Source organism: Kitasatospora sp. LaBMicrA B282 (assembly GCF_050325825.1).
GTDB lineage: Bacteria > Actinomycetota > Actinomycetes > Streptomycetales > Streptomycetaceae > Kitasatospora.
Map to the genome: position 1 here is coordinate 6,382 of NZ_JBNQTI010000036.1, position 24,332 is coordinate 30,713.

General features: G+C 73.1%; 25 protein-coding genes. 14 read left to right on the forward strand and 11 right to left on the reverse strand.

Translation table 11 applies throughout. From position 1 onward, the window contains the following. Window positions 1-108: 108 nt before the first annotated feature. Window positions 109-786, reverse strand: a complete 678-nt coding sequence (locus ACQRUO_RS12965; protein ID WP_428315996.1) for a PH domain-containing protein — start codon at window positions 784-786, stop codon at window positions 109-111. Window positions 787-1,125: 339 nt separating this feature from the next. On the opposite strand from ACQRUO_RS12965, the gene ACQRUO_RS12970 reads away from it, so the two are divergent. Next, a complete protein-coding gene (locus ACQRUO_RS12970) occupies window positions 1,126-2,928 on the forward strand; it encodes a carbohydrate-binding module family 20 domain-containing protein (RefSeq protein WP_428315997.1) in 1,803 nt (600 codons plus the stop codon). 91 nt (window positions 2,929-3,019) lie between these two features. Here ACQRUO_RS12970 and ACQRUO_RS12975 read toward each other — a convergent pair whose 3' ends face one another. Both ACQRUO_RS12975 and ACQRUO_RS12980 read right to left on the reverse strand, forming a co-directional pair. Continuing rightward, window positions 3,020-3,331 carry a hypothetical protein gene (locus ACQRUO_RS12975; RefSeq protein WP_428315998.1) on the reverse strand — a complete coding sequence of 104 codons (312 nt, stop codon included), beginning with the start codon at window positions 3,329-3,331 and terminating at the stop codon, window positions 3,020-3,022. 267 nt (window positions 3,332-3,598) lie between these two features. Then, on the reverse strand, window positions 3,599-3,913 hold the full coding sequence (locus ACQRUO_RS12980; RefSeq protein WP_428315999.1) for a hypothetical protein: 315 nt from the start codon (window positions 3,911-3,913) through the stop codon (window positions 3,599-3,601). 408 nt (window positions 3,914-4,321) lie between these two features. Here ACQRUO_RS12980 and deoC point away from each other — a divergent pair, with 408 nt between their 5' ends. The 4 genes from deoC to ACQRUO_RS13000 all read left to right on the forward strand — a co-directional run bounded on the left by deoC (window position 4,322) and on the right by ACQRUO_RS13000 (window position 8,602). Beyond that, complete coding sequence (gene deoC, locus ACQRUO_RS12985; RefSeq protein WP_428316000.1) at window positions 4,322-5,308, forward strand: deoxyribose-phosphate aldolase; 987 nt, start codon at window positions 4,322-4,324, stop codon at window positions 5,306-5,308. A 5-nt stretch (window positions 5,309-5,313) separates the two neighbouring features. Further along, window positions 5,314-6,792 (forward strand): aldehyde dehydrogenase family protein, encoded by a 1,479-nt coding sequence (locus ACQRUO_RS12990; protein WP_428316001.1) that lies wholly within the window; start codon window positions 5,314-5,316, stop codon window positions 6,790-6,792. Next, window positions 6,785-7,684: an aldehyde dehydrogenase family protein gene (locus ACQRUO_RS12995; RefSeq protein WP_428316002.1), complete on the forward strand. Its 900-nt coding sequence runs from the start codon at window positions 6,785-6,787 to the stop codon at window positions 7,682-7,684. Before ACQRUO_RS12990 ends, ACQRUO_RS12995 begins: the two co-directional genes overlap by 8 nt. A gap of 270 nt (window positions 7,685-7,954) precedes the next feature. After that, entirely contained in the window at window positions 7,955-8,602 is a 648-nt protein-coding gene (locus ACQRUO_RS13000; RefSeq protein WP_428316003.1) for an ATP-binding protein, read from the forward strand. A 142-nt stretch (window positions 8,603-8,744) separates the two neighbouring features. Here ACQRUO_RS13000 and ACQRUO_RS13005 read toward each other — a convergent pair whose 3' ends face one another. After that, window positions 8,745-9,737, reverse strand: a complete 993-nt coding sequence (locus ACQRUO_RS13005; protein ID WP_428316004.1) for a zinc-dependent alcohol dehydrogenase family protein — start codon at window positions 9,735-9,737, stop codon at window positions 8,745-8,747. Window positions 9,738-9,891: 154 nt separating this feature from the next. On the opposite strand from ACQRUO_RS13005, the gene ACQRUO_RS13010 reads away from it, so the two are divergent. Further along, on the forward strand, window positions 9,892-10,836 hold the full coding sequence (locus ACQRUO_RS13010) for an AraC family transcriptional regulator (protein WP_428316005.1): 945 nt from the start codon (window positions 9,892-9,894) through the stop codon (window positions 10,834-10,836). Here ACQRUO_RS13010 and ACQRUO_RS13015 read toward each other — a convergent pair whose 3' ends face one another. Together ACQRUO_RS13015 and ACQRUO_RS13020 are read right to left on the reverse strand one after the other, a co-directional pair. Further along, the gene (locus ACQRUO_RS13015; RefSeq protein WP_428316006.1) at window positions 10,837-11,049 is read right to left on the reverse strand and encodes a DUF397 domain-containing protein; all 213 of its coding nucleotides are present in this window, start codon (window positions 11,047-11,049) and stop codon (window positions 10,837-10,839) included. It abuts the gene before it with no gap. Next, the gene (locus ACQRUO_RS13020) at window positions 11,025-11,870 is read right to left on the reverse strand and encodes a helix-turn-helix domain-containing protein (RefSeq protein WP_428316007.1); all 846 of its coding nucleotides are present in this window, start codon (window positions 11,868-11,870) and stop codon (window positions 11,025-11,027) included. The genes ACQRUO_RS13015 and ACQRUO_RS13020 overlap by 25 nt, the downstream gene beginning before the upstream one ends. A gap of 195 nt (window positions 11,871-12,065) precedes the next feature. Between ACQRUO_RS13020 and ACQRUO_RS13025 the strand changes: the two genes are divergently transcribed. Continuing rightward, the gene (locus ACQRUO_RS13025) at window positions 12,066-12,650 is read left to right on the forward strand and encodes a Uma2 family endonuclease (protein WP_428316008.1); all 585 of its coding nucleotides are present in this window, start codon (window positions 12,066-12,068) and stop codon (window positions 12,648-12,650) included. A 159-nt stretch (window positions 12,651-12,809) separates the two neighbouring features. Here ACQRUO_RS13025 and ACQRUO_RS13030 read toward each other — a convergent pair whose 3' ends face one another. After that, window positions 12,810-13,673, reverse strand: a complete 864-nt coding sequence (locus ACQRUO_RS13030) for a SigE family RNA polymerase sigma factor (RefSeq protein WP_428316009.1) — start codon at window positions 13,671-13,673, stop codon at window positions 12,810-12,812. Between the two features lie 278 nt (window positions 13,674-13,951). Between ACQRUO_RS13030 and ACQRUO_RS13035 the strand changes: the two genes are divergently transcribed. The 5 genes from ACQRUO_RS13035 (at window position 13,952) to ACQRUO_RS13055 (ending at window position 18,236) form a co-directional block, all read left to right on the forward strand. Continuing rightward, window positions 13,952-14,629, forward strand: coding sequence for a response regulator (locus tag ACQRUO_RS13035; protein ID WP_428316010.1), 678 nt, complete (start codon window positions 13,952-13,954; stop codon window positions 14,627-14,629). A gap of 90 nt (window positions 14,630-14,719) precedes the next feature. After that, the gene (locus ACQRUO_RS13040) at window positions 14,720-16,369 is read left to right on the forward strand and encodes a sensor histidine kinase (RefSeq protein WP_428316011.1); all 1,650 of its coding nucleotides are present in this window, start codon (window positions 14,720-14,722) and stop codon (window positions 16,367-16,369) included. Continuing rightward, window positions 16,366-16,722 (forward strand): hypothetical protein, encoded by a 357-nt coding sequence (locus ACQRUO_RS13045; RefSeq protein WP_428316012.1) that lies wholly within the window; start codon window positions 16,366-16,368, stop codon window positions 16,720-16,722. Before ACQRUO_RS13040 ends, ACQRUO_RS13045 begins: the two co-directional genes overlap by 4 nt. 403 nt (window positions 16,723-17,125) lie before the next feature. After that, window positions 17,126-17,800: a VanZ family protein gene (locus ACQRUO_RS13050; RefSeq protein WP_428316013.1), complete on the forward strand. Its 675-nt coding sequence runs from the start codon at window positions 17,126-17,128 to the stop codon at window positions 17,798-17,800. 244 nt (window positions 17,801-18,044) lie between these two features. Continuing rightward, window positions 18,045-18,236 carry a PspC domain-containing protein gene (locus ACQRUO_RS13055; protein WP_428316014.1) on the forward strand — a complete coding sequence of 64 codons (192 nt, stop codon included), beginning with the start codon at window positions 18,045-18,047 and terminating at the stop codon, window positions 18,234-18,236. 90 nt (window positions 18,237-18,326) lie between these two features. Here ACQRUO_RS13055 and ACQRUO_RS13060 read toward each other — a convergent pair whose 3' ends face one another. The 3 genes from ACQRUO_RS13060 to ACQRUO_RS13070 all read right to left on the reverse strand — a co-directional run bounded on the left by ACQRUO_RS13060 (window position 18,327) and on the right by ACQRUO_RS13070 (window position 20,955). Then, window positions 18,327-18,725 carry an ATP-binding protein gene (locus ACQRUO_RS13060; protein ID WP_428316015.1) on the reverse strand — a complete coding sequence of 133 codons (399 nt, stop codon included), beginning with the start codon at window positions 18,723-18,725 and terminating at the stop codon, window positions 18,327-18,329. A 293-nt stretch (window positions 18,726-19,018) separates the two neighbouring features. Continuing rightward, entirely contained in the window at window positions 19,019-20,167 is a 1,149-nt protein-coding gene (locus ACQRUO_RS13065) for an adenosine deaminase (RefSeq protein WP_428316016.1), read from the reverse strand. 101 nt (window positions 20,168-20,268) lie between these two features. After that, complete coding sequence (locus ACQRUO_RS13070; RefSeq protein ID WP_428316017.1) at window positions 20,269-20,955, reverse strand: TetR/AcrR family transcriptional regulator; 687 nt, start codon at window positions 20,953-20,955, stop codon at window positions 20,269-20,271. A 128-nt stretch (window positions 20,956-21,083) separates the two neighbouring features. Here ACQRUO_RS13070 and ACQRUO_RS13075 point away from each other — a divergent pair, with 128 nt between their 5' ends. Together ACQRUO_RS13075 and ACQRUO_RS13080 are read left to right on the forward strand one after the other, a co-directional pair. Then, complete coding sequence (locus ACQRUO_RS13075) at window positions 21,084-21,737, forward strand: NADPH-dependent FMN reductase (protein ID WP_428316018.1); 654 nt, start codon at window positions 21,084-21,086, stop codon at window positions 21,735-21,737. A gap of 7 nt (window positions 21,738-21,744) precedes the next feature. Beyond that, a complete protein-coding gene (locus tag ACQRUO_RS13080; RefSeq protein WP_428316019.1) occupies window positions 21,745-23,247 on the forward strand; it encodes a DHA2 family efflux MFS transporter permease subunit in 1,503 nt (500 codons plus the stop codon). A gap of 75 nt (window positions 23,248-23,322) precedes the next feature. Here ACQRUO_RS13080 and ACQRUO_RS13085 read toward each other — a convergent pair whose 3' ends face one another. Beyond that, window positions 23,323-24,309 (reverse strand): LysR family transcriptional regulator, encoded by a 987-nt coding sequence (locus ACQRUO_RS13085; protein WP_428316020.1) that lies wholly within the window; start codon window positions 24,307-24,309, stop codon window positions 23,323-23,325. Window positions 24,310-24,332: the final 23 nt, after the last annotated feature.

The following is a 24,332-nucleotide window of genomic DNA, read 5'->3' on the forward strand; positions in this document are numbered from 1 at the left end:
GGGGGGGGGGGGGGGGGGGGGGGGGGGGGGGGGGGGATGGGGGGGGGGGGGGAAAGGCCTTTCCCCCCCCCCCCCCCCCGCCCCCGGCCCTCGTCGATTCCGGCGGAGTCAGACGGCGATCAGCGTCGCCAGCACCACCAGCCCGACCAGCGTCGGCGCGATCACCCACCAGCACCAGCTGACCTTGATCTCGCCCTTCGCGCTCGGCCGCACCGCGTTCATCTTGGCGTGCTCGCGCAGCACGTCGACCACCTGGTCGGACCAGGCCCGGTTCGGGTCCGGCGCGCCGGGCACCGGGGAGTGCACCGCGGCGCGGTTGAACAGGCCGGGGCGGCCCTGCGCACGGCTGGAGGAGCCGAACGCCTCGCGCCGGTTGGCCTTGTTGCGCTGGCGCAGCGAGACCGGCACGGCCCACATCTGGTAGGTGTGGCCGCCGGCCACCAGCTCGGCGGAGTAGCCGGCCCGCAGGTCGTCCACCGCCGCCCAGGGCACCACCACGGTGCGCAGCGGGTTGCGGACCACCATCTTGTCCAGGCCGGCCGAGACGGACGGGCGCAGGGTGTAGGCGATCACCGGGAAGGCGAACACCGGCGCGCAGGCCAGCGCGATCCACGGCGTCCTGCCACTGCTGTTCAGCATGGCGTCGGCGATCAGCCAGCCCGCGACGGCGAGCAGCAGCACACCGGAGATGATGCCGGGGGTCGAGCGGAAGACGTGGTCGGCGTACTTCGGCCCGTCGGCGGGGGTGGCGTTGCCCGGGTCGGGCGTGCCGGCGGAATCGGTCATGGGGACGATTCTGCCCCATGGACCCGGCCGCACCAGCGGTCTCAAACGTCTCTTTTCGGCTGCGACCTGGGGAAGTGTCGGCCTCCGGTCGACCTGACAGCCAATGCAACGATTTGCCGAAATTTTCAGCAATGCCTTGCTGGACTCTTGACGTCGAGCGCGCGCCGGCGGGATGGTCTAGCGCGCGGTGCCAGCGGCGGCCTGCCGGTCGGCGTCGTGTCCGCGTTCCTGCCATCCCGGAACCCGTCCCCGCCGAGCCCCACCCCCGGCGGCGCAGCCCCGCGAACCTGTGCCCCCGGTCCTCGGCGGGACGGCCCACCCCCAACGGGAGTCCGCCCCATGAGACCGCTCCGTCCTGCCCGGACCAGCCGCTCCGCCGCGCTCAGCGCCGCCGCCCTGGTGGCCGGCGCCCTGCTGCCGCTCACCGTCCAGGGCACCGCCCACGCCGCCACCCCGAACGGCGGCGACGTGATCGCCAACCTCTTCGAGTGGAACTGGCCCTCGGTGGCCAACGAGTGCACCACCGTGCTCGGCCCCAAGGGCTACGGCGCGGTCCAGGTCGCCCCGCCGGAGGACTCGATCCGCCTGGCCGGCAGCACCCACGCCTGGTGGGACGTCTACCAGCCAGTGGCCTACGACCTCAACAGCCGGATGGGCACCGAGCAGCAGTTCGCCCAGATGGTGCAGACCTGCCACAACGCCGGCGTGAAGGTCTACGCCGACAGCGTGCTCAACCACACCGCCGGGGCCAACCAGACCAGCACCGACTCCTACGGCGGGGCCGGCTTCAACCCGGCCACCTTCACCTACGACAACGTCCCGTACGACGGCTCGGACTTCCACACCTCGCCGCAGAACTGCCCGAACGCGGACATGAGCATCACCGACTGGAACAACGTCCAGCAGGTGCAGGAGTGCGACCTCTCCTCGCTCTCCGACCTCTACACCGAGAAGGACGACGTCCGGGCCAAGCTGGCCGGCTACCTCAACAAGCTGGTCGGCTACGGGGTCGACGGCTTCCGGCTGGACGCGGCCAAGCACATCGCGCAGGCCGACATGGCCAACATCCTCGGCCGGGTGAACAACACCACCTGGACCAACACGCGGCCCTACGTCTACCAGGAGGTCATACCCGGCAGCAGCGGCCAGCTCGCGCCGAGCGCCTTCGAGGGCAACGGCAACGTCATCGAGTTCACCTACGCCTACGACCTGAAGAGCCAGTTCAACGGCAGCATCGCCAACCTGAAGACCTTCGGGCAGAGTTGGGGCCTGGAGCCGTCCGCCGCCTCTTCCGTGATGGTGACCAACCACGACACCGAGCGCAGCGGGCAGACGCTCAGCTACAAGGACGGCAGCAAGTACACCCTGGCCACCGAGTTCGAGCTGGCCTGGGGCTACGGCGGCACCGCGCAGGTGTACTCCGGCTTCGACTTCAGCACCAGCGACCAGTCGCCGCCGGCCGACGCCAACGGCTTCGTGACCGCGACCGACTGCTCCTCCGGCGCCTGGACCTGCACGGACCGGAACCAGGGCATCGCCAACCTGGTCGGCTGGCACAACGCCGCCCAGGGCCGGTCGGTGGCCAACTGGTGGGACAACGGGTCCAACGCGATCGCCTTCAGCCGGGGCGACGCGGCCTGGATCGCGCTCGACAACGGCACCACCGCGGTGACCCAGACCTTCGAGACCGGCCTGCCGGCCGGCAGCTACTGCGACGTCATCCACGGCGACCCGCAGCCCGGCGGCGGCTGCACCGGCCCGACGGTGACGGTGGACGCCACCGGCCAGGCCACCGTGACGGTCAACCCCGGTGACGCGGTGGCGCTCTACGCACCGACCCCGGCCGCGGGCACGGTCGCCGAGACCTTCGACGAGAACAAGACCACGAGCTGGGGCCAGAACGTCTACCTGGTCGGCTCGATCCCGCAGCTCGGCAACTGGAACCCGAGCGCGGCCGTCCCGCTCTCCTCGGGGGGCTACCCGGTGTGGAGCGGCACCCTGAGCCTGCCGGCGAACACCGCCTTCCAGTACAAGTACATCATCAAGGACGCCTCGGGGAACGTCACTTGGGAGAACGGCGGGAACCACGGAGCCAGTACCGGCTCGTCCGCCGGGACGCTGAACGACACCTGGCAGTCCTGACCGACCCGGGGCGCGGCCTTCGGATGACGCCCCGACCGCGGGTGCGCCGGGCCGACCGCGGGTACGCCGGGCTGACCGCGGGTGCGCCGCCCTAACCGCGGGTGCGCCGGGCCGCCAGCACCACGCTCCCGTAGACCAGCAGGCCGGGCAGTGCGACGCCGGCCAGCACGGCCAGGTCGTCGCCCACGGTCAGGGCCGTGGGGCTGGCCCGCAACGCCCTGGGCACCTCGCCGGCGACCACGGCCACCCCGGCCAGCCCGGGCAGCCACTCCAGGTGACTCGGCCGCCGCCGGGCCCGCAGTCGCCGGTGCCGGTGGTCGTGCACCGTGACCGCCAGGCGCACGCTCACCGCGATCAGCAGGAAGCCGGTCCAGACCAGCGGCCATCGCTCCGACTCGAACACTGCGCCACCTCCCCCGCTCTCCCCTTACCGGGACGCTACCCACCGGGTGCCGTGCTCTACCGGGTGACGTGGAGGTTCTGTACGAAACCTGAGCTTTCGCCGGGGAACCGCCCGCCGCTCTCCGTCCCCCGCCGTCGGCGGCGGCAGGGGACGGCGAGTTCCGAACGCACGGCGGTCGAATCCGACCACCCGGGAATTGAGCGGAATCTGAGGATTCCCGCCGGGAAATGGCCTGGCCCGGCCCGGCCGTTTTCTCGGACGCCCTCCTCAGGCGGCCTTGCCGGCGACCTTCCTCGCCAGGGTGACCGCCTCCTTGAGGGTCAGGTCGGGGCGGGCCAGGCGGAGTTCACGGACCGCCTTGACCTCGGTGGCGCGAGCGTCGACACCGGCCAGCTCAAGGACGCTGCGCGCCCAGTCCTCGGCGTCCTTGCCGTTGATGTCGAGGTACCCGGCCAGGATCTCCAACGCCCGCTCCAGGCCCGGGCGTTCCATCTCGTCCGCCTCGTCCAGCGCAGCCTGCAGGGCGGCTTCGACCCCGGCCAGATTGGCCGCCTTGGGACGAGTGGGCAGCGGAAAGAACATCGACGTTTCCCCCTTCGCATTGCACACGATCACTCGGCCGGCCCGAATGCGGGCGACCGAACGATCGTCACGATAGTACGAACCGACGGACAAGATCACGGGGGTGCGGATATTTCCACAGGGCCGTCACGGAAAGGCGCCGAGCGGAGCGCGGACAAATGCTTCCGCTTTCGGCCCGCCGACCCGATCGGCCCGGCCTGCCCGCGACCGAAGCCCCCCTCATCCCCTTTCCGAACCCGACCGAAACCCGGCCCAGGTCCGACCCAGACCTGGCCCGAACCCAGCCCGGACCCGGTCCAGATCCGGCCCGGACCCTGCTCCCGCACCACCGCCGAGGTCTCGTTCCCGCATCGAAAGCAGCCCCCTCTAGCCTGGACCTACGCGCGTAGATATGCTGATCTGGTGACTATGTCCACTGTTGCAGCCAACGCCCCCGGCGCCGCGGGCGGCGGCCTGAGCGACGTCGCCGCCTCCGAGGCCTCGCTCCGCCGCTTCCTGCACGGCCTGCCCGGCGTCGACGCCGTCGGCCTGGAAGCCCGCGCCGCCTCCCTCGGTACGCGTTCGATCAAGACGACGGCCAAGGCCTTCGCGATCGACCTCGCCATTTCCATGATCGACCTGACCACGCTGGAGGGCGCGGACACGGTCGGCAAGGTGCGCGCCCTGTGCACCAAGGGGAAGCACCCCGACCCGACCGACCCGGGCACCCCGCGGGTCGCCGCGATCTGCGTCTACCCGGACATGGTCGCCACCGCCAAGGAGTCCCTGCGCGGCACGGACATCCAGGTCGCCTCGGTCGCCACCGCCTTCCCGGCCGGCCGCGCGGCCCTGCCGGTCAAGCTCGCCGACACCGCCGACGCGGTGGCCGCCGGCGCCGACGAGATCGACATGGTGATCGACCGCGGCGCCTTCCTCTCCGGCCGCTACCTGGACGTCTTCCAGGAGATCGCCGCGGTCAAGGAGGCGTGCGAGCGCCCCGACGGGACCTCGGCCCACCTCAAGGTGATCTTCGAGACCGGCGAGCTGCAGACCTACGACAACGTGCGCCGGGCCTCCTGGCTGGCGATGCTGGCCGGCGCCGACTTCATCAAGACCTCCACCGGCAAGGTGACGGTCAACGCCACCCCGCCGGTGACCCTGCTGATGCTGGAGGCGGTGCGCGACTTCAAGGCCGCCACCGGCGTCCAGGTCGGCGTGAAGCCGGCCGGTGGCATCAAGACCACCAAGGACGCGATGAAGTACCTGGTGATGGTCAACGAGACGCTCGGCGACGACTGGCTCACCCCGCACTGGTTCCGCTTCGGCGCCTCCAGCCTGCTCAACGACCTGCTGATGCAGCGCCAGAAGCTGCGCACCGGCCGGTACTCCGGTCCCGACTACGTGACGGTGGACTGATCACCATGGCCAAGAACAAGAAGCTCGAAGAAGCTCCCGTGGCCAAGACCGGGATCTTCGACTACGCCCCCGCCCCGGAGTCCCCCGCCGCGGCCGGCGACATCGCCACCTCCTACGGCCACTTCATCGGCGGCGAGTTCGTCGACTCCAGCGGCAGCGAGGCGCTGAAGACGGTCAACCCGGCCACCGAGCAGGTGCTCGCCGAGTTCGCCCAGGGCACCGAGGAGGACGTGGACCGCGCGGTCAAGGCCGCCCGCAAGGCGTTCGGCGACTGGTCCGCGCTGCCCGGCAGCGAGCGCGCCAAGTACCTGTTCCGGATCGCCCGGATCGTCCAGGAGCGCTCCCGCGAGCTGGCCGTGCTGGAGTCGATCGACAACGGCAAGCCGATCAAGGAGACCCGCGACTTCGACCTGCCGATGGTCGCCGCCTGGTTCTTCTACTACGCCGGCTGGGCCGACAAGCTGGACTACGCCGGCTTCGGCGCGAACCCGCGCCCGGTCGGCGTGGCGGCCCAGGTCATCCCGTGGAACTTCCCGCTGATGATGCTGGCCTGGAAGATCGCCCCGGCGCTCGCCACCGGCAACACCGTCGTGCTCAAGCCCGCCGAGACCACCCCGCTGACCGCCCTGCGGTTCGCCGAGATCTGCCGCCAGGCCGGTCTGCCCAAGGGCGTCGTCAACATCGTCACCGGCGACGGCCGCACCGGCGCCGCGCTGACTGCGCACCAGGACGTCAACAAGGTCGCCTTCACCGGCTCGACCAACGTCGGCCGCGGCATCGCCCGTCAGCTGGCCGGCTCGCGCAAGAAGCTCTCGCTGGAGCTGGGCGGCAAGGCCGCCAACATCGTCTTCGACGACGCGCCGATCGACCAGGCGGTCGAGGGCATTGTCAACGGCATCTTCTTCAACCAGGGCCACGTCTGCTGCGCGGGCTCCCGCCTGCTGGTCCAGGAGTCGATCCAGGACGAGCTGCTGGACGCGCTCAAGCGCCGGATGGCCACCCTGCGGGTCGGCGACCCGCTGGACAAGAACACCGACATCGGCGCGATCAACTCGGCCGCCCAGCTGGCCCGGATCACCGAGCTCGCCGCGGCCGGCGAGGCCGAGGGCGCCGAGCGCTGGTCGCCGTCCTGCGAGCTGCCCACCGCCGGCTACTGGTTCCGCCCCACGCTGTTCACCGGCGTGAGCCAGGCGCACCGGATCGCCCAGGAGGAGATCTTCGGCCCGGTGCTCTCGGTGCTGAGCTTCCGCACCCCGGACGAGGCCGTCGCCAAGGCCAACAACACCCCCTTCGGCCTGTCCGCCGGTATCTGGACGGAGAAGGGCTCGCGCATCCTGTGGATGGCGGACCGGCTCAAGGCCGGCGTGGTGTGGGCCAACACCTTCAACAAGTTCGACCCGACCTCGCCGTTCGGCGGCTACAAGGAGTCGGGCTACGGCCGCGAGGGTGGCCGGCACGGTCTGGAGGCCTACCTCGATGTCTGATGTCATCCGGCTTGACGTGATGAAGACCTACAAGCTGTTCGTCGGCGGGAAGTTCCCGCGCTCCGAGAGCGGACGGGTGTACGAGGTGACCGACGGTAAGGGCCAGTGGCTGGCCAACGCCCCGCTGGGGACCCGCAAGGACACCCGCGACGCGGTCCTCGCCGCCCGTGCGGCGGTCAAGGGCTGGTCCGGCACCACCGCCTACAACCGCGGCCAGGTGCTCTACCGGGTGGCCGAGATGCTGCAGGGCCGCCGCGAGCAGTTCGCCGCCGAGGTGGCCACGGCCGAGGGCCTGGGCGCCAAGAAGGCCGCCGCGCTGGTGGACCAGGCGATCGACCGCTGGGTCTGGTACGCCGGCTGGACCGACAAGGTGGCGCAGATCGCCGGTGCCGCCAACCCGGTGGCCGGGCCGTTCTTCAACCTCTCGGTGCCGGAGCCGACCGGCGTGGTCGGCGTCGTCGCCCCGCAGACCGGCTACGGGTACTCCTTCCTCGGCCTGGTCTCGGCGATCGCCCCGGCGATCGCCACCGGCAACACCGTGGTGGTCGCGGCCGCCGCCGACGCGCCGCTGCCGGCCCTGTCGCTCGGTGAGGTGCTCGCCACCTCGGACCTGCCGGGCGGCGTGGTCAACGTCATCTCCGGTCGCACCGCGGACATCGCGCCGACGCTCGCCTCGCACCAGGACGTCAACGCCCTGGACCTGACCGGCGCCATCGCCGCCGACGGTCCGGGCGCGGCGGCTTCGCTGGAGGCCGCTGCGGCCGATACATTGAAGCGCGTGCTGCGCCCGGCGCTCGACCCGTCGGCGCAGGACTGGACCGCTGCCCCGGGCACCGACCGGCTGCTCTCCTTCCTGGAGACCAAGACGGTCTGGCACCCGATGGGTCAGTAGTCCGGCCGGTCCGGCGCCCGCCGGACCGCCGACCGAGAGCTGGCCGTCCCCAGTGCCCCTCTCCCCCCAGGGGCCCGGACGTGCCACTGACGGGCCCGCGCCTCTCCCCCCTGGCGCGGGCCCGTCGCCTTGCCCGGCGAGGTCCGGCGGGGTGCCGGGCGCGGGGTCGGGCACGGGGTCGGCGCGGGCCGGCAGTTGACCGGGACGTGGCCAATTCCTCGCGTACCGCGGGTTACGAGTACGGCGTCGGATGCGTCAGACTGGTGTCCCGTGAGTGACACTCCCCTGAACCCCGCCCTGACCACCCGTGCCCGCGTGGTGCTGCTCTCCGGGCCCTCCGGGTCGGGGAAGTCCTCGCTGGCCGAGCGGCTCGGGCTGCCGGTGCTGCAGCTCGACGACTTCTACAAGGACGGCGACGACCCGACGCTGCCGCTGCTGCCCGACGGCTCCGGCACCGACTGGGACTCGCCGCACTCCTGGCACGGCGCGCAGGCGCTGGCGGCCATCCGGGAGCTGGTCGAGCAGGGCCGGGCCGAGGTGCCGGTGTACTCGATCCCCGCCAACGGCCGGGCCGGCTCGCGGTCGCTGGACCTGGGCGGTGTGCCGGTCTTCATCGCCGAGGGCATCTTCGCCGCCGAACTGGTGGCCGCCTGCGAGGCGGAAGGCCTGCTCGGCGCCGCCCTCTGCCTGCGCAACCGACCGCTCACCACGGCCTGGCGCCGCTTCCGCCGCGACGTGCGCGAAGGCCGCAAGTCGGTCCCCTACCTGCTGCGCCGCGGCTGGCGGCTGATGCGGGCCGAGCGGGGCATCGTGGCCCGGCAGGTCCGGCTCGGCGCCGACGCCTGCGGGGGCGCCGAGGCCGCGGACCGGGTGCGCGCCGTGATGCGCCAGGGGCGCCGGGTGGCGGTGGGGGCCTGAGGGCCGCCGGACTTGCGCTGACCTCGCCGGACTTCGCGATGACGAATGTGCGATGACAGAGCGCCGATGACAGCTGACAGATAGTGAAATCTGTCAGCTGTCATCGCATATCCGTCATCGCACATCCGCCAGCGAGGCACCCTCAGTGCGCCACCGTCACCACCACCTTGCCCACCTGGCCGTTCGCCTCCAGGTGCCGGTGCGCCGCGGCGATCTCGGTCAGGTCGAAGGTCCGGTCCACCACCGGCGCCAGCGTCCCGGCCCGCAGGCCGGCGTCGATGAAGTGCCAGGCCCGCCGCCGGGCGGCCGGCTCACCGGTGATCTCCATGTTGTTGTAACCGAGGACGCGCAGCCCCCAGTTCATCGGCAGCGGCGCCGGACGCGGGTCCAGCCACCCGTAGACGATCAGCAGCCCGCCGTTCGCCACCGCCTGCGCGACCGTGGCCAGCCCCGGCCCCGCCACCGGGTCGAAGACCAGCTCCGCCCCGCGCCCCTCGGTGAGTTCGGCCACCCGCTCCAGCAGGTCCTCCTCGTCCAGCGTGATCACGTGCGCCGCACCCGCGGCGAGCAACTGCTCCCGCTTGGCCGCGGTCCGGGTCACCGCGACCGGGATCGCGCCCAGGTGCCGGGCCACCTGGATCGCGGCCACGCCGACGCTGCTGGAGGCCGCGGTGATCAGCACCGTGTCCCCCGGCCGCAGCCCGCCCTTCTCCACCAGCGCGCCGTACGCCGTGCTGTAGGAGAGCCAGACCGCGACCCCGGTGACCGGGTCCGCGTCGCCCGGGCGGCGGATCAGGTTGGCGGCGGGCACCAGCACCCGGTCGCCGTAGACCCCGTGGGTGCTCAGGTGCCCGAGCGCCGCGGTGCTGACCCGGTCGCCGGCCGCGAAACCGGTCACCTCCGCGCCGACCGCCTCGACCACGCCGGTGGCCTCGTAGCCGAGCCGGGAGCCGGGCAGCTCCGGCTGGTAGAAGTAGGTGCCGGCGCGGAACAGCGCCTCCGCCCGGTTCAGCCCGATCGCCTCGACCCGCACCAGGACCTGGTCCGCCCCGGGCTCGCCGAGTTCCACGTCCACGAGCCGCAGCACCTCGGGCCCACCGACCTCGTCGAACACCACTGCCGTCGCCTTGGGCATGGCGAATTCCCCCGTCCATGAAGTGAGTTGGCCGGCGGGACCGTTCGTCGATCCCCCCGTGCTCCCACCGTAGACCCGGAGAACGAGACGTCCCATGCCGCAGGATCTCGCTTTCCTGTCCGATCGTCTCGGCAGCGCGCTACGCTCCGGTCCCATGGACGTGCTCAGCGACGCCATCACCGCGATGCGCACCGGACAGCCGCACTCGGGACACACCCGGAAGCTCGCCCCCTGGGGCCTGCGCTTCCCGTCCACCCCGGGCGCCGGCTTCCACGTCGTGCTGCAGGGCTCCTGCTGGCTGCTGCCCCCGGGCTCGCCCGAGGCGCCGATCCGGCTCGACACCGGCGACGTGGTGCTGCTGCCGCACGGCCGCGGCTACGCGCTCGCGGACGCGCTCGACACCGCCCTGGTCGACGTGGTGCTGGGCCCGGACGGCCTGCTGCCGGCCCAGCGCCCCGCCCGGACCGACGCGCCGGCGGACCCGGCCGCGACGGTCACCCTCTGCGGCGCCTACCAGCTCGACCGGGTCCGCCCGCACCCGCTGCTGGCCGCCCTGCCACCGGTGCTGCACCTGCCCTCGGGCATCGACCGCCACCCGGCACTGCGCGCGCTCGTCGACCTGCTCACCGGCGAACTGGGTGAGCACCGCCCCGGCTCCCACGCCGCGGTGCCCGCCCTGCTGGACGCGATGCTGCTCCTCGTCCTGCGCGCCTGGCTGGCGGAGACCGCGTGCACGGCCACCACCGGCTGGGCCGCCGCCCTCGGCGACCCGGCGATCACCACCGCGCTGAGCGAGATCCACGCCGACCCGGCCCACCCGTGGACCGTCGAGGAGTTGGGCGCCCGCGCCGGCCTCTCCCGGGCCGCCTTCGCCCGCCGCTTCACCACCCTGGTCGGCCAGCCCCCGCTCGGCTACCTCACCTGGTGGCGCATGACCACGGCCGGCCGCCTGCTCCACGAGTCCGACGCACCCCTGCGTACGGTCGCCCAACAGTCCGGCTACCTCAGCGAGTTCGCCTTCGCCAAGGCCTTCAAACGCGAACACGGCACCTCCCCGGGCCGCTACCGCGCGCAGGTCGCCGGGCAGCGAGGGCGCTGACTACCGGAGGCGGCCGGCCTTGAGGGCGGTGACGAAAGCGGCGAAGGAGTCGGCGGGGAAGGTCAGGGCAGGACCGGCGGGGTCCTTGGAGTCGCGGACGGGGGTGATGGCGGGGAGGGTGGTGGCGACCTCGACGCAGTTGTTGGACTGACCGCCGCTGTAACTGGACTTGCGCCAGGCCACGTTGTTCAGGTCAGGGGTGGCGGTTCCCATGTGTACCGGTCCTCCATCACGTTCCGGATGAAGGCTGCCGACATCTCCGGGTCGAGCGCGGCTGCCTGCACCCGATCGTAGATGACCGCCAGTCGGGTCACGTCTTCCGGCTGCTCGAAGTGCCGCCCGATGATGAGCCCCTCGCTGTAGCCCGATCGCGAGCCGTCCGGCATCGTCAGCACGGAGAACGATCCATCCATCGCGGTCAGCGGCAGCGAGCGGAGGGGGAGCACCTGGATGTCCACGTGGCGTCGGCGCCCGGCCTCCAACAGATGGGCCAGCTGCCCCCGCATCACCTCGGGGCCGCCGACCGGAACGTAGAGCGCCGACTCGAGCAGCGTCAGCCGGTACCACGGCGGCTTCTCACGCTGCAGGATCTGCTGCCGTTCGAGGCGAGTGGTGATCTTCTCCGCCGCGCCGCGATCGTCCAACAGGCCGTCCACGTCATCGAACAACGCCCGCATGTACGCCTCGGTCTGAACCAACCCGGGAACGACCAGGGAGTACTCCTGGATCACTTTGGCTTCAGCCTGACGGTAGAGGAACGTCTTGGCGTAGTGCTCGTACTTCGGGTCGTTGAGGTGCCCCCACAACCCGATCAGCTCACCGTCCGCCTGCAACGCAGCGTCCAGCAGCTTGATCAAGTCCCGCCCCGGCGGGTCCGTCGCCAGCTCGATCTGCGCGATCCGGTTGTGGCCGACGAACACCAGCTGCCCCAACTGCTTCTGGGTCAGCCCCATCCCCTCGCGCAGCCGGCGCACCTTGGCGCCGAGGAACGCCGCGAGCGATGCCGAGGGATCGAGATCCTTTGCTGCAGGCACAGCCAGCCCCTCCTCCGAACCGAAAGCCCCCCGCCCCGGGATCGTAGCCGCGCACCGCAACGCAGCAGACACAGATGGTGATAATTCACCCCTGCCTCGCACCGGAAGTCGGCGGCACTGGTGATGCGGTCGGCGGCGCTGCCCAAGGCTAGGCTTGGCATCAGAGCTGTCGGACCCGACCTGAGGAAGGTAGCCGTGACGGCCGAGCCGATCGACTGGATGCATCCGCCGACCCGCGGGTTGACCTATGAGCAGGCCAAGCAGCTGGACTTGCCGTTCGACTTCGAGCTGATCGACGGGGCAATCGTGGTACGAGGGATGACCACCCACTGGCACGACACCGTGCGGGACGAGCTCTATTCCGTCCTGAAGGCAGCCGGAACGAACCCGTACGCCGTCCGGTCCGAGCGCTGCATCCTCATCGATGAGTACAACCCGCCCAAACTCGACGTCGTCGTCTACGACAAGACCGACCTCGACGTGTTCTCGATGGAGTGCATCCCGGTGGCCTCGGTCTCCCTGGCTGTCGAGGTGGTCTCGCCCGGCTCCCGTGCCATGGACAGGTTCACCAAGCCCGGCCTCTACGCCGAAGCCGGCATCCCTTACTTCTGGCGCGTCGAGCGCGGTGCCGACGACCTCCCCGAGGTCTTCGAGTTCTGGCTCGACCGCGAGACCGGCGTCTACGCCCCCGCCCCGTCCGGCGGCCATCACGTCGGGCAGCTGAAGACCGAGCTCCCCTTCCCCGTCGAGATCGACCTCCGCGACCTCCTCGACCTGTGACAGCGCACAGCACCCAGCCGGGCCCGGTGTCCTCTCCCAAGACACCGAGCCCGGCTGGTCCCTGCCTGGACGCGGCTTCCCTGCCTGCAGCAACTCCCCCGAGTTCCGCTGCCAGCTCCGCGCCCTACCCGTCCCCCGACGGGAGTTCCAAGAAGTTCGTCACGCCACCAGTTCGCCGAACGCGTGGGCGGTGTCGCCACTGCGGTTGAGCTGCTCGTCGTCGCGCAGGCGGCGCAGGGCGCGCCAGATGCTGCTCTTCACCGTGCCGACGCTGATGCCGAGGATGTCGGCGATCTCCGGGTCGGTGCGGCCCTCGTAGTAGCGGAGCACCAGCATGGTGCGCTGGTTCTCGGGCAGCTTGGCCAGCGCCTGCCAGAGCACGGCACGCAGCTCGGTGCCGCCCATCGCGTCGGTGTCGCCGACCGTCTCCGGCAGCTCCTCGGTCGGGTACTCGTTCAGCTTGCGCCGACGCCAGGCCGAGATGTGCAGGTTGGTCATGGTCCGGCGCAGGTAGCCGCCGACCGCCGCCTTGTCGGTGATCCGGCCCCAGGCGCGGTAGGTGCTGAAGAGCGCGCTCTGCAGCAGGTCCTCGGCCTCGAAGCGGTCGCCGGTCAGGTGGTAGGCCGTGGCGTACAGGGAGGCGCGCCGCTCGCGGACGTACGCGGTGAACTCCGCGAGGTGTTCCGCCTCGTTGCCCGCGGGCTCCCCCTGAGCCGCTCCCTGCTCGCCCTGCCGGACGGCCCCCGCCACCGGTGCGACCCGGTAGAGGGTGGCCGTCGTGGTGGTCTGGCCGACCGCCGGCTCCCCCGAGCCAGCGGCGGGCCGACCGCCCCCCGTTCCCTCGTGCGTGCCCCCCTGCGTCCCCCCGAACGCTCCCCCGGGCACGCTCCCCGCCCTGCTCCCGCCGCTCACCCGGCGGGCCCCCGAGCAGTGCTCGACCCGAATCCGCGCCGCCGGACGCACGCCGCGGACGGCCGGGTTGTGCGCATCCCAGATGCCCCGGGTCTCAAGCGTTGCGTTCATGTGGCGCCCCCATGGTCGGTACGAGCGGATCCTTTCCCTACCGCCGCTCCGTCCCGGTTGGTGTCCGGTCCGTCGCGGCGACATGGAAAATCCTGCCCGTCGCCCGTCATGGCGGTGTCCGGCGACTGTCACAGCGGTGTCACAAGCCGCAGGACCTTCGTCACGCAGCTCCCTGACCCAGGTCCCTCACCCGGGTCCCACAGGTTCCTCGCCGGCTGCGACGCCCATCCCGGCGCCCACGGTTCCCGGCGGCACACCCGGTGAGCCAGAATGACCAGGTGCCTTTCCTCCTACTGATCGAGGACGACGACGCCATCCGGACCGGCCTCGAACTCGCCCTCACCCGCCAGGGCCACCGCGTGGCCGCCGCAGCGTCCGGTGAGGACGGCCTCCGGCTCTTCAAGGAACAGCGTCCGGACCTGATCGTGCTGGACGTGATGCTGCCCGGGATCGACGGCTTCGAGGTCTGCCGCCGGATCCGGCGCTCCGACCAGCTGCCGATCATCCTGCTGACCGCGCGCTCGGACGACATCGACGTGGTGGTCGGCCTGGAGTCGGGCGCCGACGACTACGTGGTCAAGCCGGTGCAGCCCCGGGTGCTGGACGCCCGGATCCGCGCCGTGCTGCGCCGCGGCGAGCGGGAGAACTCGGACTCCTCGGCCTTCGGGTCGGTGGTGATCGACCGCTCGGCGATGACCGTGACCAAGGACGGCCAGGACCTCCAGCTCACCCCCACCGAGCTGCGCCTGCTGCTGGAGCTGAGCCGCCGCCCCGGTCAGGCGCTCTCCCGCCAGCAGCTGCTGCGCCTGGTCTGGGAGCACGACTACCTCGGTGACTCGCGCCTGGTGGACGCCTGCGTGCAGCGGCTGCGGGCCAAGGTGGAGGACGTCCCCTCGGCCCCCACCCTGATCCGCACGGTCCGCGGGGTGGGCTATCGTCTGGACCCGCCCGCCTGACCGGGTCGCGCACCACCCCACCCCGCCCCGCGCGCCGACCAGGCGCGCCGAGCCGGCGCCTGCCCCGAAACCGAATGGCTGACCCGACACGTGACTGACCATCAGAACCGCCGCCGCCTCGCCCGCAGCCTGTGGCGGCGGCTGCGGCTGAGTTCGCTGCGGGTACGGCTGGCCGCGGTCTTCGCCGTGGTCGCGCTGACCGCCGCGGTCTCCGCCTCCGGCATCGCCTACTGGCTGAACCGCGACGCGGTGCTCAAGCGCGCCCAGAACAACGCGCTGGCCGACTTCCGCTCCTCGCTCAGCCGCAACATCTCCGACCTGCCGCAGGGCGCCAACTGTCCGGCGCTCGAGCAGCTCGCCTCCAACGTGGCCGGCTCCGCGCTGAACTACAGCGTGCTGGTGGTGGACGACGCCCAGCCCGACTGCGCCGCCTCCTCGGACCCGCAGCACTTCACGCTCGCCCAGGTGCCGCACGCGTTGCAGAACACCGTGCCCAAGCCGCGCCCGGTGGGCCCCGGCAACCCGTACGAGTACCACCTGTACTGGCAGCGCACGAACATCAACGGCCAGCCCTACGTGGTCGGCGGCACCCGGATCGTGCCGACCGGGCTGACCGCCTACATGTTCAAGTCGCTGGACAACGAGCGGGCCGACCTCGACACCCTGGGCTGGTCGCTCGCCGTGGCCACCGCGCTGGCGCTGATCGCCGCCACCCTGCTGGCCCAGGCCGCCTCCGCCACCGTGCTCCGGCCGATCCGGCAACTCGGCGACGCCGCACGCCGGTTGGGCGAGGGCAAGCTGGACACCCGGCTGGAGGTCAGCGGCGCCGACGAGCTCGCCGACCTGGCCCGGACCTTCAACCGCACCGCGGAGGCGCTCTCCGAGCAGGTCGAGGAGCTGAGCGCGCGCGAGGCGCAGAGCCGGCGGTTCGTCGCCGACATGTCGCACGAGCTGCGCACGCCGCTGACCGCGATGACGGCGGTCACCGACATCCTGGAGGACGAGGCCGAGTCTCTGGACCCGATGATCGAGCCGGCGGTCCGGCTGGTGGTCAGCGAGACCCGGCGGCTGTCCGACCTGGTGGAGAACCTGATGGAGGTGACCCGGTTCGACGCCGGGACCGCCAAGCTGGTCGCCGACGAGATGGACATCGCCGACCTGATCATGTCCTGCATCGACGGCCGGGCCTGGTACGACGCGGTCGAGGTGGACGCCCCGCGCGGCGTGCTGGCGGTGGTCGACCCGCGCCGGCTCGACGTGGTCTTCGCCAACCTGATCGGCAACGCGCTCAAGCACGGCGGCTCGCCGGTCCGGGTCCAGGTCACCCAGGGCACCGGGCCCACCGGGGCCGGCGAGGTGGTGGTCCGGGTCAAGGACAGCGGGCCGGGCATCCCGGAGGACGTGCTGCCGCACGTCTTCGACCGCTTCTTCAAGGCGGACAAGGGGCGGGCCCGCTCCGAGGGCAGCGGGCTCGGGCTCTCCATCGCGATGGCCAACGCGCAGATCCACGGCGGCACCATCACCGCCGCCAACGCGCCGGAGGGCGGGGCCGTCTTCACCCTGCGGCTGCCGCTGCGACCGCCGTCCCGGGAGGCCGGCGCGAGCCCGACGGATGCCGGGGGCGCCGGGGGCGCCGGAGGCACCGGGACGACCGGGGGCACGAGTGGGATCGAGGGAGCCGGGGGATCCGAGGGCTCGGGGGCGACGGACAGCCGCACCGAGTGGAGGAACGAGCAGTGAACCACGCAACGACCAGCGCGGGTTGGATGCGCTGGGCGCTGGCGCTGATGGTCGGCCTGCTGACCGCGGCGCTGGCCAGCGGCTGCGGCATCCGGCCGACCGCCGTCCCGGTCGACGCCGGTGCCCCGGCCAGCCGGACCGCCTGCCCCAGCCCGGTGCACCCGCCGGCCGCGCCGAGCAACACGGCCAACCCGGCCGGCGGGGTCGGCAGTCCGGGCCGGCCCGGGGCCACCCCGTCGCCGGTACTCGGCAGCGGCACCCCGGGCAGCCCGTTCAGCGCGCTGCCCTCGCCGGTGGCGAGCCCCAGCGGGAGCCCGGGTGCGAGCCCGAGCGGGAGCCCGAGCTGCCAGTGACGGGCGCGGTCCGGTGACGCCGGCGGCGGGTGGCGGCGCGGGCGGGGTTCCGTACGCGGAGCACCCGGACGCGGCACGGCGGTGTGAGGGGTGCCACGCCCGGGAGCCGGGGACGGCGGGAACCGCTGCGCGCCGGCACCGCGTCCTGGGGGACGTGCAACGAGATGGCACCGACGTGCGGAACGGGCGCGACAGGGTGCGGATCGAAGACCGACGGCAGGCCGTGACGACCGCGCCGGCGCCGGGTGCGCCACGGCCGGGCGGCGGCGGCAGCCGACCCGCGGAGCCGACGGCGGCCGGGTCCGGGACAGCGCCCGGGGCCGGGACGGCGCTCGGGGCCGGGACGGCGGCCGCGACCGACGCCGCGGCGGGTTCCGGGGCCACGGCGGCGACGCCGCAGGCGGTGCCCGTCGCCCTGCGGTCGATCGGGCTGAGCCTGCTGATCTGCTACTTCGTGCTGCTGGCCTGGCTGTCCCTGCGTCAGGTGTCGAGCGCCTGGGCGTACGACGCCAACCTCACCCCGTTCTCCTCCGTGCACCGCGCGTTCAGCACCGGCGGGGCGGCCGGGGTGCGGCAGGTCGCGGGCGGGCTGGCGCTGCTGGCCCCGCTCGGCGTGCTGCTGCCACTGGCGGGCGGGCGGCTGCGGACGGCCTGGCTGCCGTCCTTCCTGCAGACCCTCGGCTCCACCGCGCTGATCGCCACGGCGGTCGAGGTGGTCCGCACCGGGGTGGCCGGGCACGTGTTGAACGTCGACGACATCGTGCTGGGCGTGATCGGGGCCGCCGTGGCGCACCTCGCGGTGGTCCCGGTGGGACGCCGGTGGCTGCGGACCCGGCTGACGCACGCGGCGGCGACCGCCCCGGAGACGGCCGCGCCGGTGCCGGGGGCGACCGGCGAGCCGAGCCCCGTGACGGACGTGGCGCCGACGGCTGCTACCGGCCCGGCCCCCGCAGGGCCCGCCCCCCGCCCCCTGGACGCGGACGGGCCGAACCCCTGGTCCACCCGGCGCGCCGACGCACCGGCGCTCCGCGGCACCGCACTCCTCGCGCCCAGCCGCCCCCGGGCCCACCAGCTCTGACCCCGGCCCCGCCGACCCTCCTCCACTCCGCCGGCGACCCCGCCGCGCCCGGGTGCTGCGTACACCCCACCCCCTCAGGGCCCGACCCTGAGCCCGACCCCTAGATCGCGGCCGACCCGCCCCGGGGCGGAGCCGGGGTCGGATCGACATTCGGGCTGACGCCCCGCCCGGTCGACGCGGGACAGCATGGAGTCATCGCCCCGGAACCTCCGGAGCACACCATCGCTACCGCTCGGAGACCGCCATGATCGCCGCCCGCACGCTCGCCCGCCCCCGCCACGACCGCCTGATCGCCGGTGTCTGCGCCGGGATCGCCGAGCGCTTCGGCCTCTCCCCCTGGACGGTCCGGCTGATCTTCCTGGCCTCCTGCCTGCTGCCCGGGCCGCAGTTCATGATCTACATGGCGCTCTGGCTGCTGCTCCCCCAGGAACCGTGAGCACCCGCGAACCTCCGGCGCCCAGAACGCTCCAGGGCCGCCCACCCCGCGTGCGGGGTGGACGGCCCTGGAGCGTGCCGCGGCGAACCGTCAGCCGCCGAGGCCCGGCAGACCGCCGACCGGGGCGACGCTGCCGAGCACGCCGCTGGTCGAGCCGGGCAGCTGCTTGGCGGCGCTGCCCAGCGCCCCGCCGGCCGGCAGGCCGCGGGTGGCACCGCTCGGCGCCTCGGCCGAAGCCGCGGCGGGAGCGGGGGCGGCGGCCGGGGCGCCGGCGTTCGGGTTGAGCGCACCCGTAGTGGAGCTGAGGGTGCCGCCGACCACCGGGGCCTTGTTGACGGCACCGGTGACCGCACCGGTGTCGGTCAGCCCGCCGCCGGGCAGCCCACCGAGGGGGTTGGCAGCGGCCGCGGAGGCGGCGCCCGCCCCGGCCGCCGCGATGGCGATGCCGAGCACCGCGGTTCCGGCAACCTTGAGAGTGGCCTGCTTCATGAGTCCGTCCTCGTGTCCTCGTCGGGCCGGCGCGACGGCAGTCCGCCCCAGAGCAGTCCGGCCCGGGCAGTCCGCCCGGGCACTGCGCACCGGGTCGTCCGCGCCGGGCGCGGGCCCCGGGCGGCGGGCCGCCGCGCCGTGTCAGCAGTGACTGGCCCACCGTAGACAGTCCGTCCGGCGGGGACCAAAGTGCTTCACTCGCCGGAGTGAACTGTCATACCGTCACACCAGCACGACCACGACGGTGAACTGACGGACCATCAGACGATCGCGACTCGAACGGTCGGAGCGACTCAGGCCGACGCGCCGAACAGCCACTCGGCCTTCAGCTCGGCGTAGCCCGGCTTGATCACGTCGTTGATCATCGCCAGCCGCTCGTCGAACGGCAGGAACGCGGACTTCATCGCGTTGATGGTGAACCACTGCATGTCGTCCAGCGTGTAGCCGAAGGCCTCGATCAGGTGGCCGAACTCCTGGCTCATGCTGGTCCCGCTCATCAGCCGGTTGTCGGTGTTCACGGTGACCCGGAACTTCAGCCGGCTGAGCAGCCCGATCGGGTGCTCGGCGTACGAACTCGCGGCCGCGGTCTGCAGGTTGGAGGTGGGGCACATCTCCAGCGGGATCCGCTTGTCGCGCACGTAGGCGGCCAGCCGGCCCAGCTCGACGGTGCCGTCCTCGTTCAGCGCGATGTCGTCGATGATCCGCACGCCGTGGCCGAGCCGGTCGGCGCCGCAGCACTGCAGCGCCTCCCAGATCGACGGCAGGCCGAAGGCCTCGCCGGCGTGGATGGTGAAGTGGTTGTTCTCGCCCTTGAGGTAGTCGAAGGCGCCCTGGTGGCGGGTCGGCGGGTGGCCGGCCTCGGCACCGGCGATGTCGAAGCCGACCACGCCCGCGTCGCGGTGGCGGTTGGCCAGCTCGGCGATCTCCTGCGAGCGGGCGGCGTGCCGCATCGCGGTCAGCAGCGTGCCGACCTTGATCCGGTGGCCGTTCGCCTTGGCCTTGGCCTCGCCCATCCGGAAGCCCTCGTTGACCGCCTCGACCACCTCGTCGAGGGTCAGGCCGGCCTCCAGGTGCTGCTCGGGGGCGTAGCGCACCTCGGCGTAGACCACGCCGTCGGCCGCCAGGTCCTCGGCGCAGTCGGCGGCGACCTTGATCAGCGCCTCCCGGGTCTGCATCACGGCGCAGGTGTGCGCGAAGGTCTCCAGGTAGCGGACCAGCGAGCCGGAGTCGGCGGCCTCGCGGAACCAGACGCCCAGCTTGACCGGGTCGGTGGTGGGGAGCCCCTGGTAGCCGCAGGCGGCCGCCAGCTCGACGATCGTCTCGGGGCGCAGCCCGCCGTCCAGGTGGTCGTGGAGCAGCACCTTGGGGGCTCGGCGGACCTGGTCGGCAGTGGGAACGCGCGGGGCCGTGGTGCCCGCGGAGAGGGAGATCTGCGTATCCATTGGCGGAGTGTAGCCCCTACGCGCGTAGATTCCTACTCGCCACAGCCGCCGGACGAGCGGCATCACCCGACGGCGCGAGCGCCCCCGCCACCCGCCCCGCACTACCGCGTGGCCGTCACCCCGTACGCCCGTAGGAACGCGCGCACCCCGCTCGCCAGCAGCCGGTCGTTCTCCTCCGCCGACAGCGGGACGGCCCCCCAGTAGGAGCGGCGGGCGACCTCCGAGACGGTGAGCGCCAACAGGTGGGCGGCGGCCTGCTCGGGCCCCTCGGACAGCTCGAGCAGCCCGTGCTCGCCCAGCACCGCGACGGCGGCCGTGGTCCGCGCACCGACCGCCCGCGGGCCGGCCGCCTGCCAGGCCTCCAGCACCTCGACCGGCAGGTGGCCGATCTCCGCGTAGATCTGCCGGACCATCGCGAAGTGGTCGGGGAAGTCCGTCGTCAGGCCGATCCAGGCGCGGGCCAGGGCGAGCAGGTCGCGCTCCAGGTCCGCCGGGCGCGGCGGCCGCTGCGGGTCCAGGTAGTGCTCCAGCTGCGCCAGTTGGGCGTCCCGCACCCGCCAGGAGCTCCACTGGATCACCGTGCGGAACAGCTCCTCCTTCCCGCCCGGGAAGTGGTTGTAGATGGTGCGGGTGGAGACGCCGGCCTCCTTCGCGATGGCGTCGATGCCGGCCCGTGCGAAGCCGTCCCGCCCGAAGACGGCACAGGCGGCGTGGACGACCGCCGCCGCCTTGTCGGCCCGACCGCGCCGTGGCTGCGGCGCGTCCGCCGCCGTGTCCGTACCCGTCATCGCATCCCTCTCCGTCGTGCTCGCCACCGAGCCAAGTACAACGACCGTTGTTATTAGTGCAACGCTTGTTGTACTTTACCGGTGCGCCGCAGCGAGCGGCAACGTGACACACGATCAGGGGGACCCTCATGTCCAGCACCAGCACCATGCCGCAGGCCGTCCCGGACGCCGCCACCGTCGGCACTCCGCAGGCCCCGCTGCGGGTGGCCGTGATCATCGGCAGCGCCCGCGGCGGCCGCCTCGGGCCCACCGTCGCCGACTGGTTCACCGCCTTCGCCGGCCGGCTCGAGGACCTGGAGCTGGACGTGATCGACGTCGCCGAACTGGACCTGCCGGTCGCCATGCCCGGCTGGGACGGCCTGCCCACCCCCGCCCCGGCCACCGCGGCCGCGCTGGCCGAGGTCGGCCCCCGGCTCGCCGCGGCCGAGGCCTTCGTGGTCATCACGCCGGAGTACAACCACAGTTACCCGGCCTCGCTGAAGAGCCTGATCGACTGGCACTACACCCCCTGGCAGGCCAAGCCGGTCGGCTTTGTCTCGTACGGCGGCCTGGGCGGCGGCCTGCGCGCGGTCGAGCACCTGCGGCAGGTCTTCGCCGAGCTGCACGCGACGAGCGTGCGCGACTCGGTCAGCCTGCACGGCCCGTGGTCGGGCGTCGGGCCCGACGGTGCGCCGCTCGACCCCGCGGTCGCCGAGGGCTCCGCCAAGGGCATGCTCGACCAGCTGCTCTGGTGGGGCCGCGCGCTGCGCACCGCCCGGGCCGCGCAGCCCTACGGCAAGTGAGGCGGCGATGAACCCGCCCGCCGCCGGCCGCAGAACGGTCGCAGTCGCCCCGACGGACGTCACCACGGGCTCCGCCACGGGCGCATCGGCCACCGCACCCAGCGCCGCGTCCGCGGGCGCGCTCGCCGGGATCGTGACCGTCGTGGTGATCGGCTCGGTGATGTCCGTGCTGGACATGACCATCGTCAACGTCGCGCTCCGTCCGCTGGCCACCGCCTTCCGCGCCCCGCTCGCCGACGTCCAGTGGATCGCCACCGGCTACACCCTGGCGCTCACCGCGGTCACCCCGCTGGCCGCCTGGGCGCTGGGCCGGTTCGGCGGCCGGTCGAGCTACCTGACCGCAGTCACGCTCTTCACCGCCGGCTCCCTGCTGGCGGCGCTCGCCTGGAGCCCGGCCAGCCTGGTGCTGTTCCGGGTGTGCCAGGGCCTGGGCGGCGGGCTGCTGATGCCGCTCGGGATGGCCATGGTGCTCCGCGCCGCCGGGCGGGAGCGGATGGGCCGGGCGATGGCGCTGCTCGGCATCCCGGTGCTGGTCGGCCCGGTGAGCGGTCCGGTGCTCGGCGGCTGGCTGATCGACACCCTGTCCTGGCGCTGGATCTTCCTGGTCAACCTGCCGGTCGGCGCCCTGGCCCTGGTGCTCGCGGCCCGACTGCTGCCGCGGGAGAGCGCCCGCACCGCCGAACGGCTGGACCTGCCGGGCCTGCTCACCCTCTCGCCCGGCCTGGCCCTGCTGATCTACGGGCTGGCCACCGGCGGGGCGCACGGCTCGCTCACCGCGCCGGGCGCACTGCTGCCCGCGCTCGCCGGGCTGCTGCTGATCGCCGGCTTCCTGCGGCGCGCCCTGACCACCGACCGGCCACTGCTCCGGCTGGGCCTGTTCGGCAACCGCACCTTCGCCGCCGGCGCCGCCACCATGCTGCTCGCGCCGGCCGGCTACTTCGGCGCGATGCTGCTCACCCCGATGTACTACCAGGCGGTGCGCGGCCTGAGCCCCACCGCGGCCGGCCTGCTCGGCGCACCGCTGGCGCTCGCCGTCGGCACCTCGATGCAGCTGGCCACCCGCCGGGTCGGCCGCGGCTCCCCGCGGTACGGCATCCTCACCGGGATCCTGCTCGCGGTGCTCGGCCTGGCGCTGTTCACCGCGCCGCTCGGCGCGCACACCCCCTACCGGTGGCTCTGCGCGGCGCAGCTGGTGCTGGGCACCGGGATCGGCATGGTGCTGATGCCCACCAACACCACCGCCACCCGGGCCCTGGCGGCCGAGGAGATCCCGTTCGGCAGCACCCTGCTGAGCATCGTCTCGCAGGTCGGCAGTGCGGCCGGGACCGCGCTGCTCTCGGTGGTGCTGGCGGCGCGGAGCGGCTCCGGCGGGGCGGGCGCGCCGACCGCCGCCGCCTTCCGGGACACCTACTGGTGGGCGGTGGCGCTGCTCGCCCTCGCGGCGGTGCCGGCGCTGCTGCTCCCGGCACGCCCGGGCGATCGGCCACCGGTGACCGCTCGCCGGCGGTGACGGCCCGGCACCGGTGACCGCTCGCCGGCGATGACGGCCCGGCACCGGTGAGCGCCCGGCACCGCTGACCGCACCTCACCCGTGGTCCAGCAACCGCCCGCGCCGGGAGAGCACGAACTCGCGGAAGGCCGCTGCCGGCGCCGGCAGCGGCCGCCCGGTGACCCAGGCCAGCCCGATCGCCCGCCGGGTGCGCGGCGCGGTGACCGCCAGGTCCACCACGCCGGGCCGCGGCACCGTCCCCGGCGGCAGCAGCGCCACCCCGAGCCCGGCCGCGACCAGCCCGCGCAGCGTCTCCGCCTCCTCGCCCTCGAAGGCGATCCGCGGCACGAAGCCGGCCCGGGCGCAGAGGTCGTCGGTGATGGCGCGCAGCCCGTACCCGTGCTCCAGGGCGACGAACGGCTCCTCGGCCACCTCGGCCAGCCGGATCCGGCGGCGGCCGGCCAGCCGGTGGTCGGCGGGCACCGCCAGGTGCAGCTCCTGCTCGGCCAGCGGACGGGCGGTCAGCTCCGGGTCGTCCGCGGCGGGCAGCGGGGAGACCAGGCAGAGGTCCAGCTCGCCGGTGCGCAGCCGGGCCAGCATCGCCGCCGAGTAGTCCTGCACCAGCTGGAACCGCACCCCGGGGTGGTCCACCCGGAAGCCGCGCAGCAGCGCGGGGACCGCGTCCGTCCCCATGGTGTGGAGGAAGCCGAACGCCACCCGCCCGCCCGCCGGGTCCACCTCGGCCTGCACCGCCTGCACCCCGCGCTCCAGTTCGCCCAGCGCCCGCTCCACCGGGCCGAGCAGCAGGTGCCCGGCCCGGGTGAGGCGTACCGTGCGGCCCTCGCGGGCCAGCAGTTGCACGCCCAACTCCGCTTCCAGGCGGGCGATCGCGCGGGACAGCGTGGGCTGCGGCATGCCGAGCAGGTCGGCCGCCCGGGTCACGTGCTCCAGCCGGGCGACGGCCGCGAACTGGGCGAGCGTGGGAGCCAGGCGGACCGCCGGGGTCTGGGGGTCGAGTTCGGCGAGCGGTGCGGGCGCGGACTTCTCATACGTCACGGTATGGATTATGGCCAACTGATGCATTGGACGCATGAAACGGCCCGGGT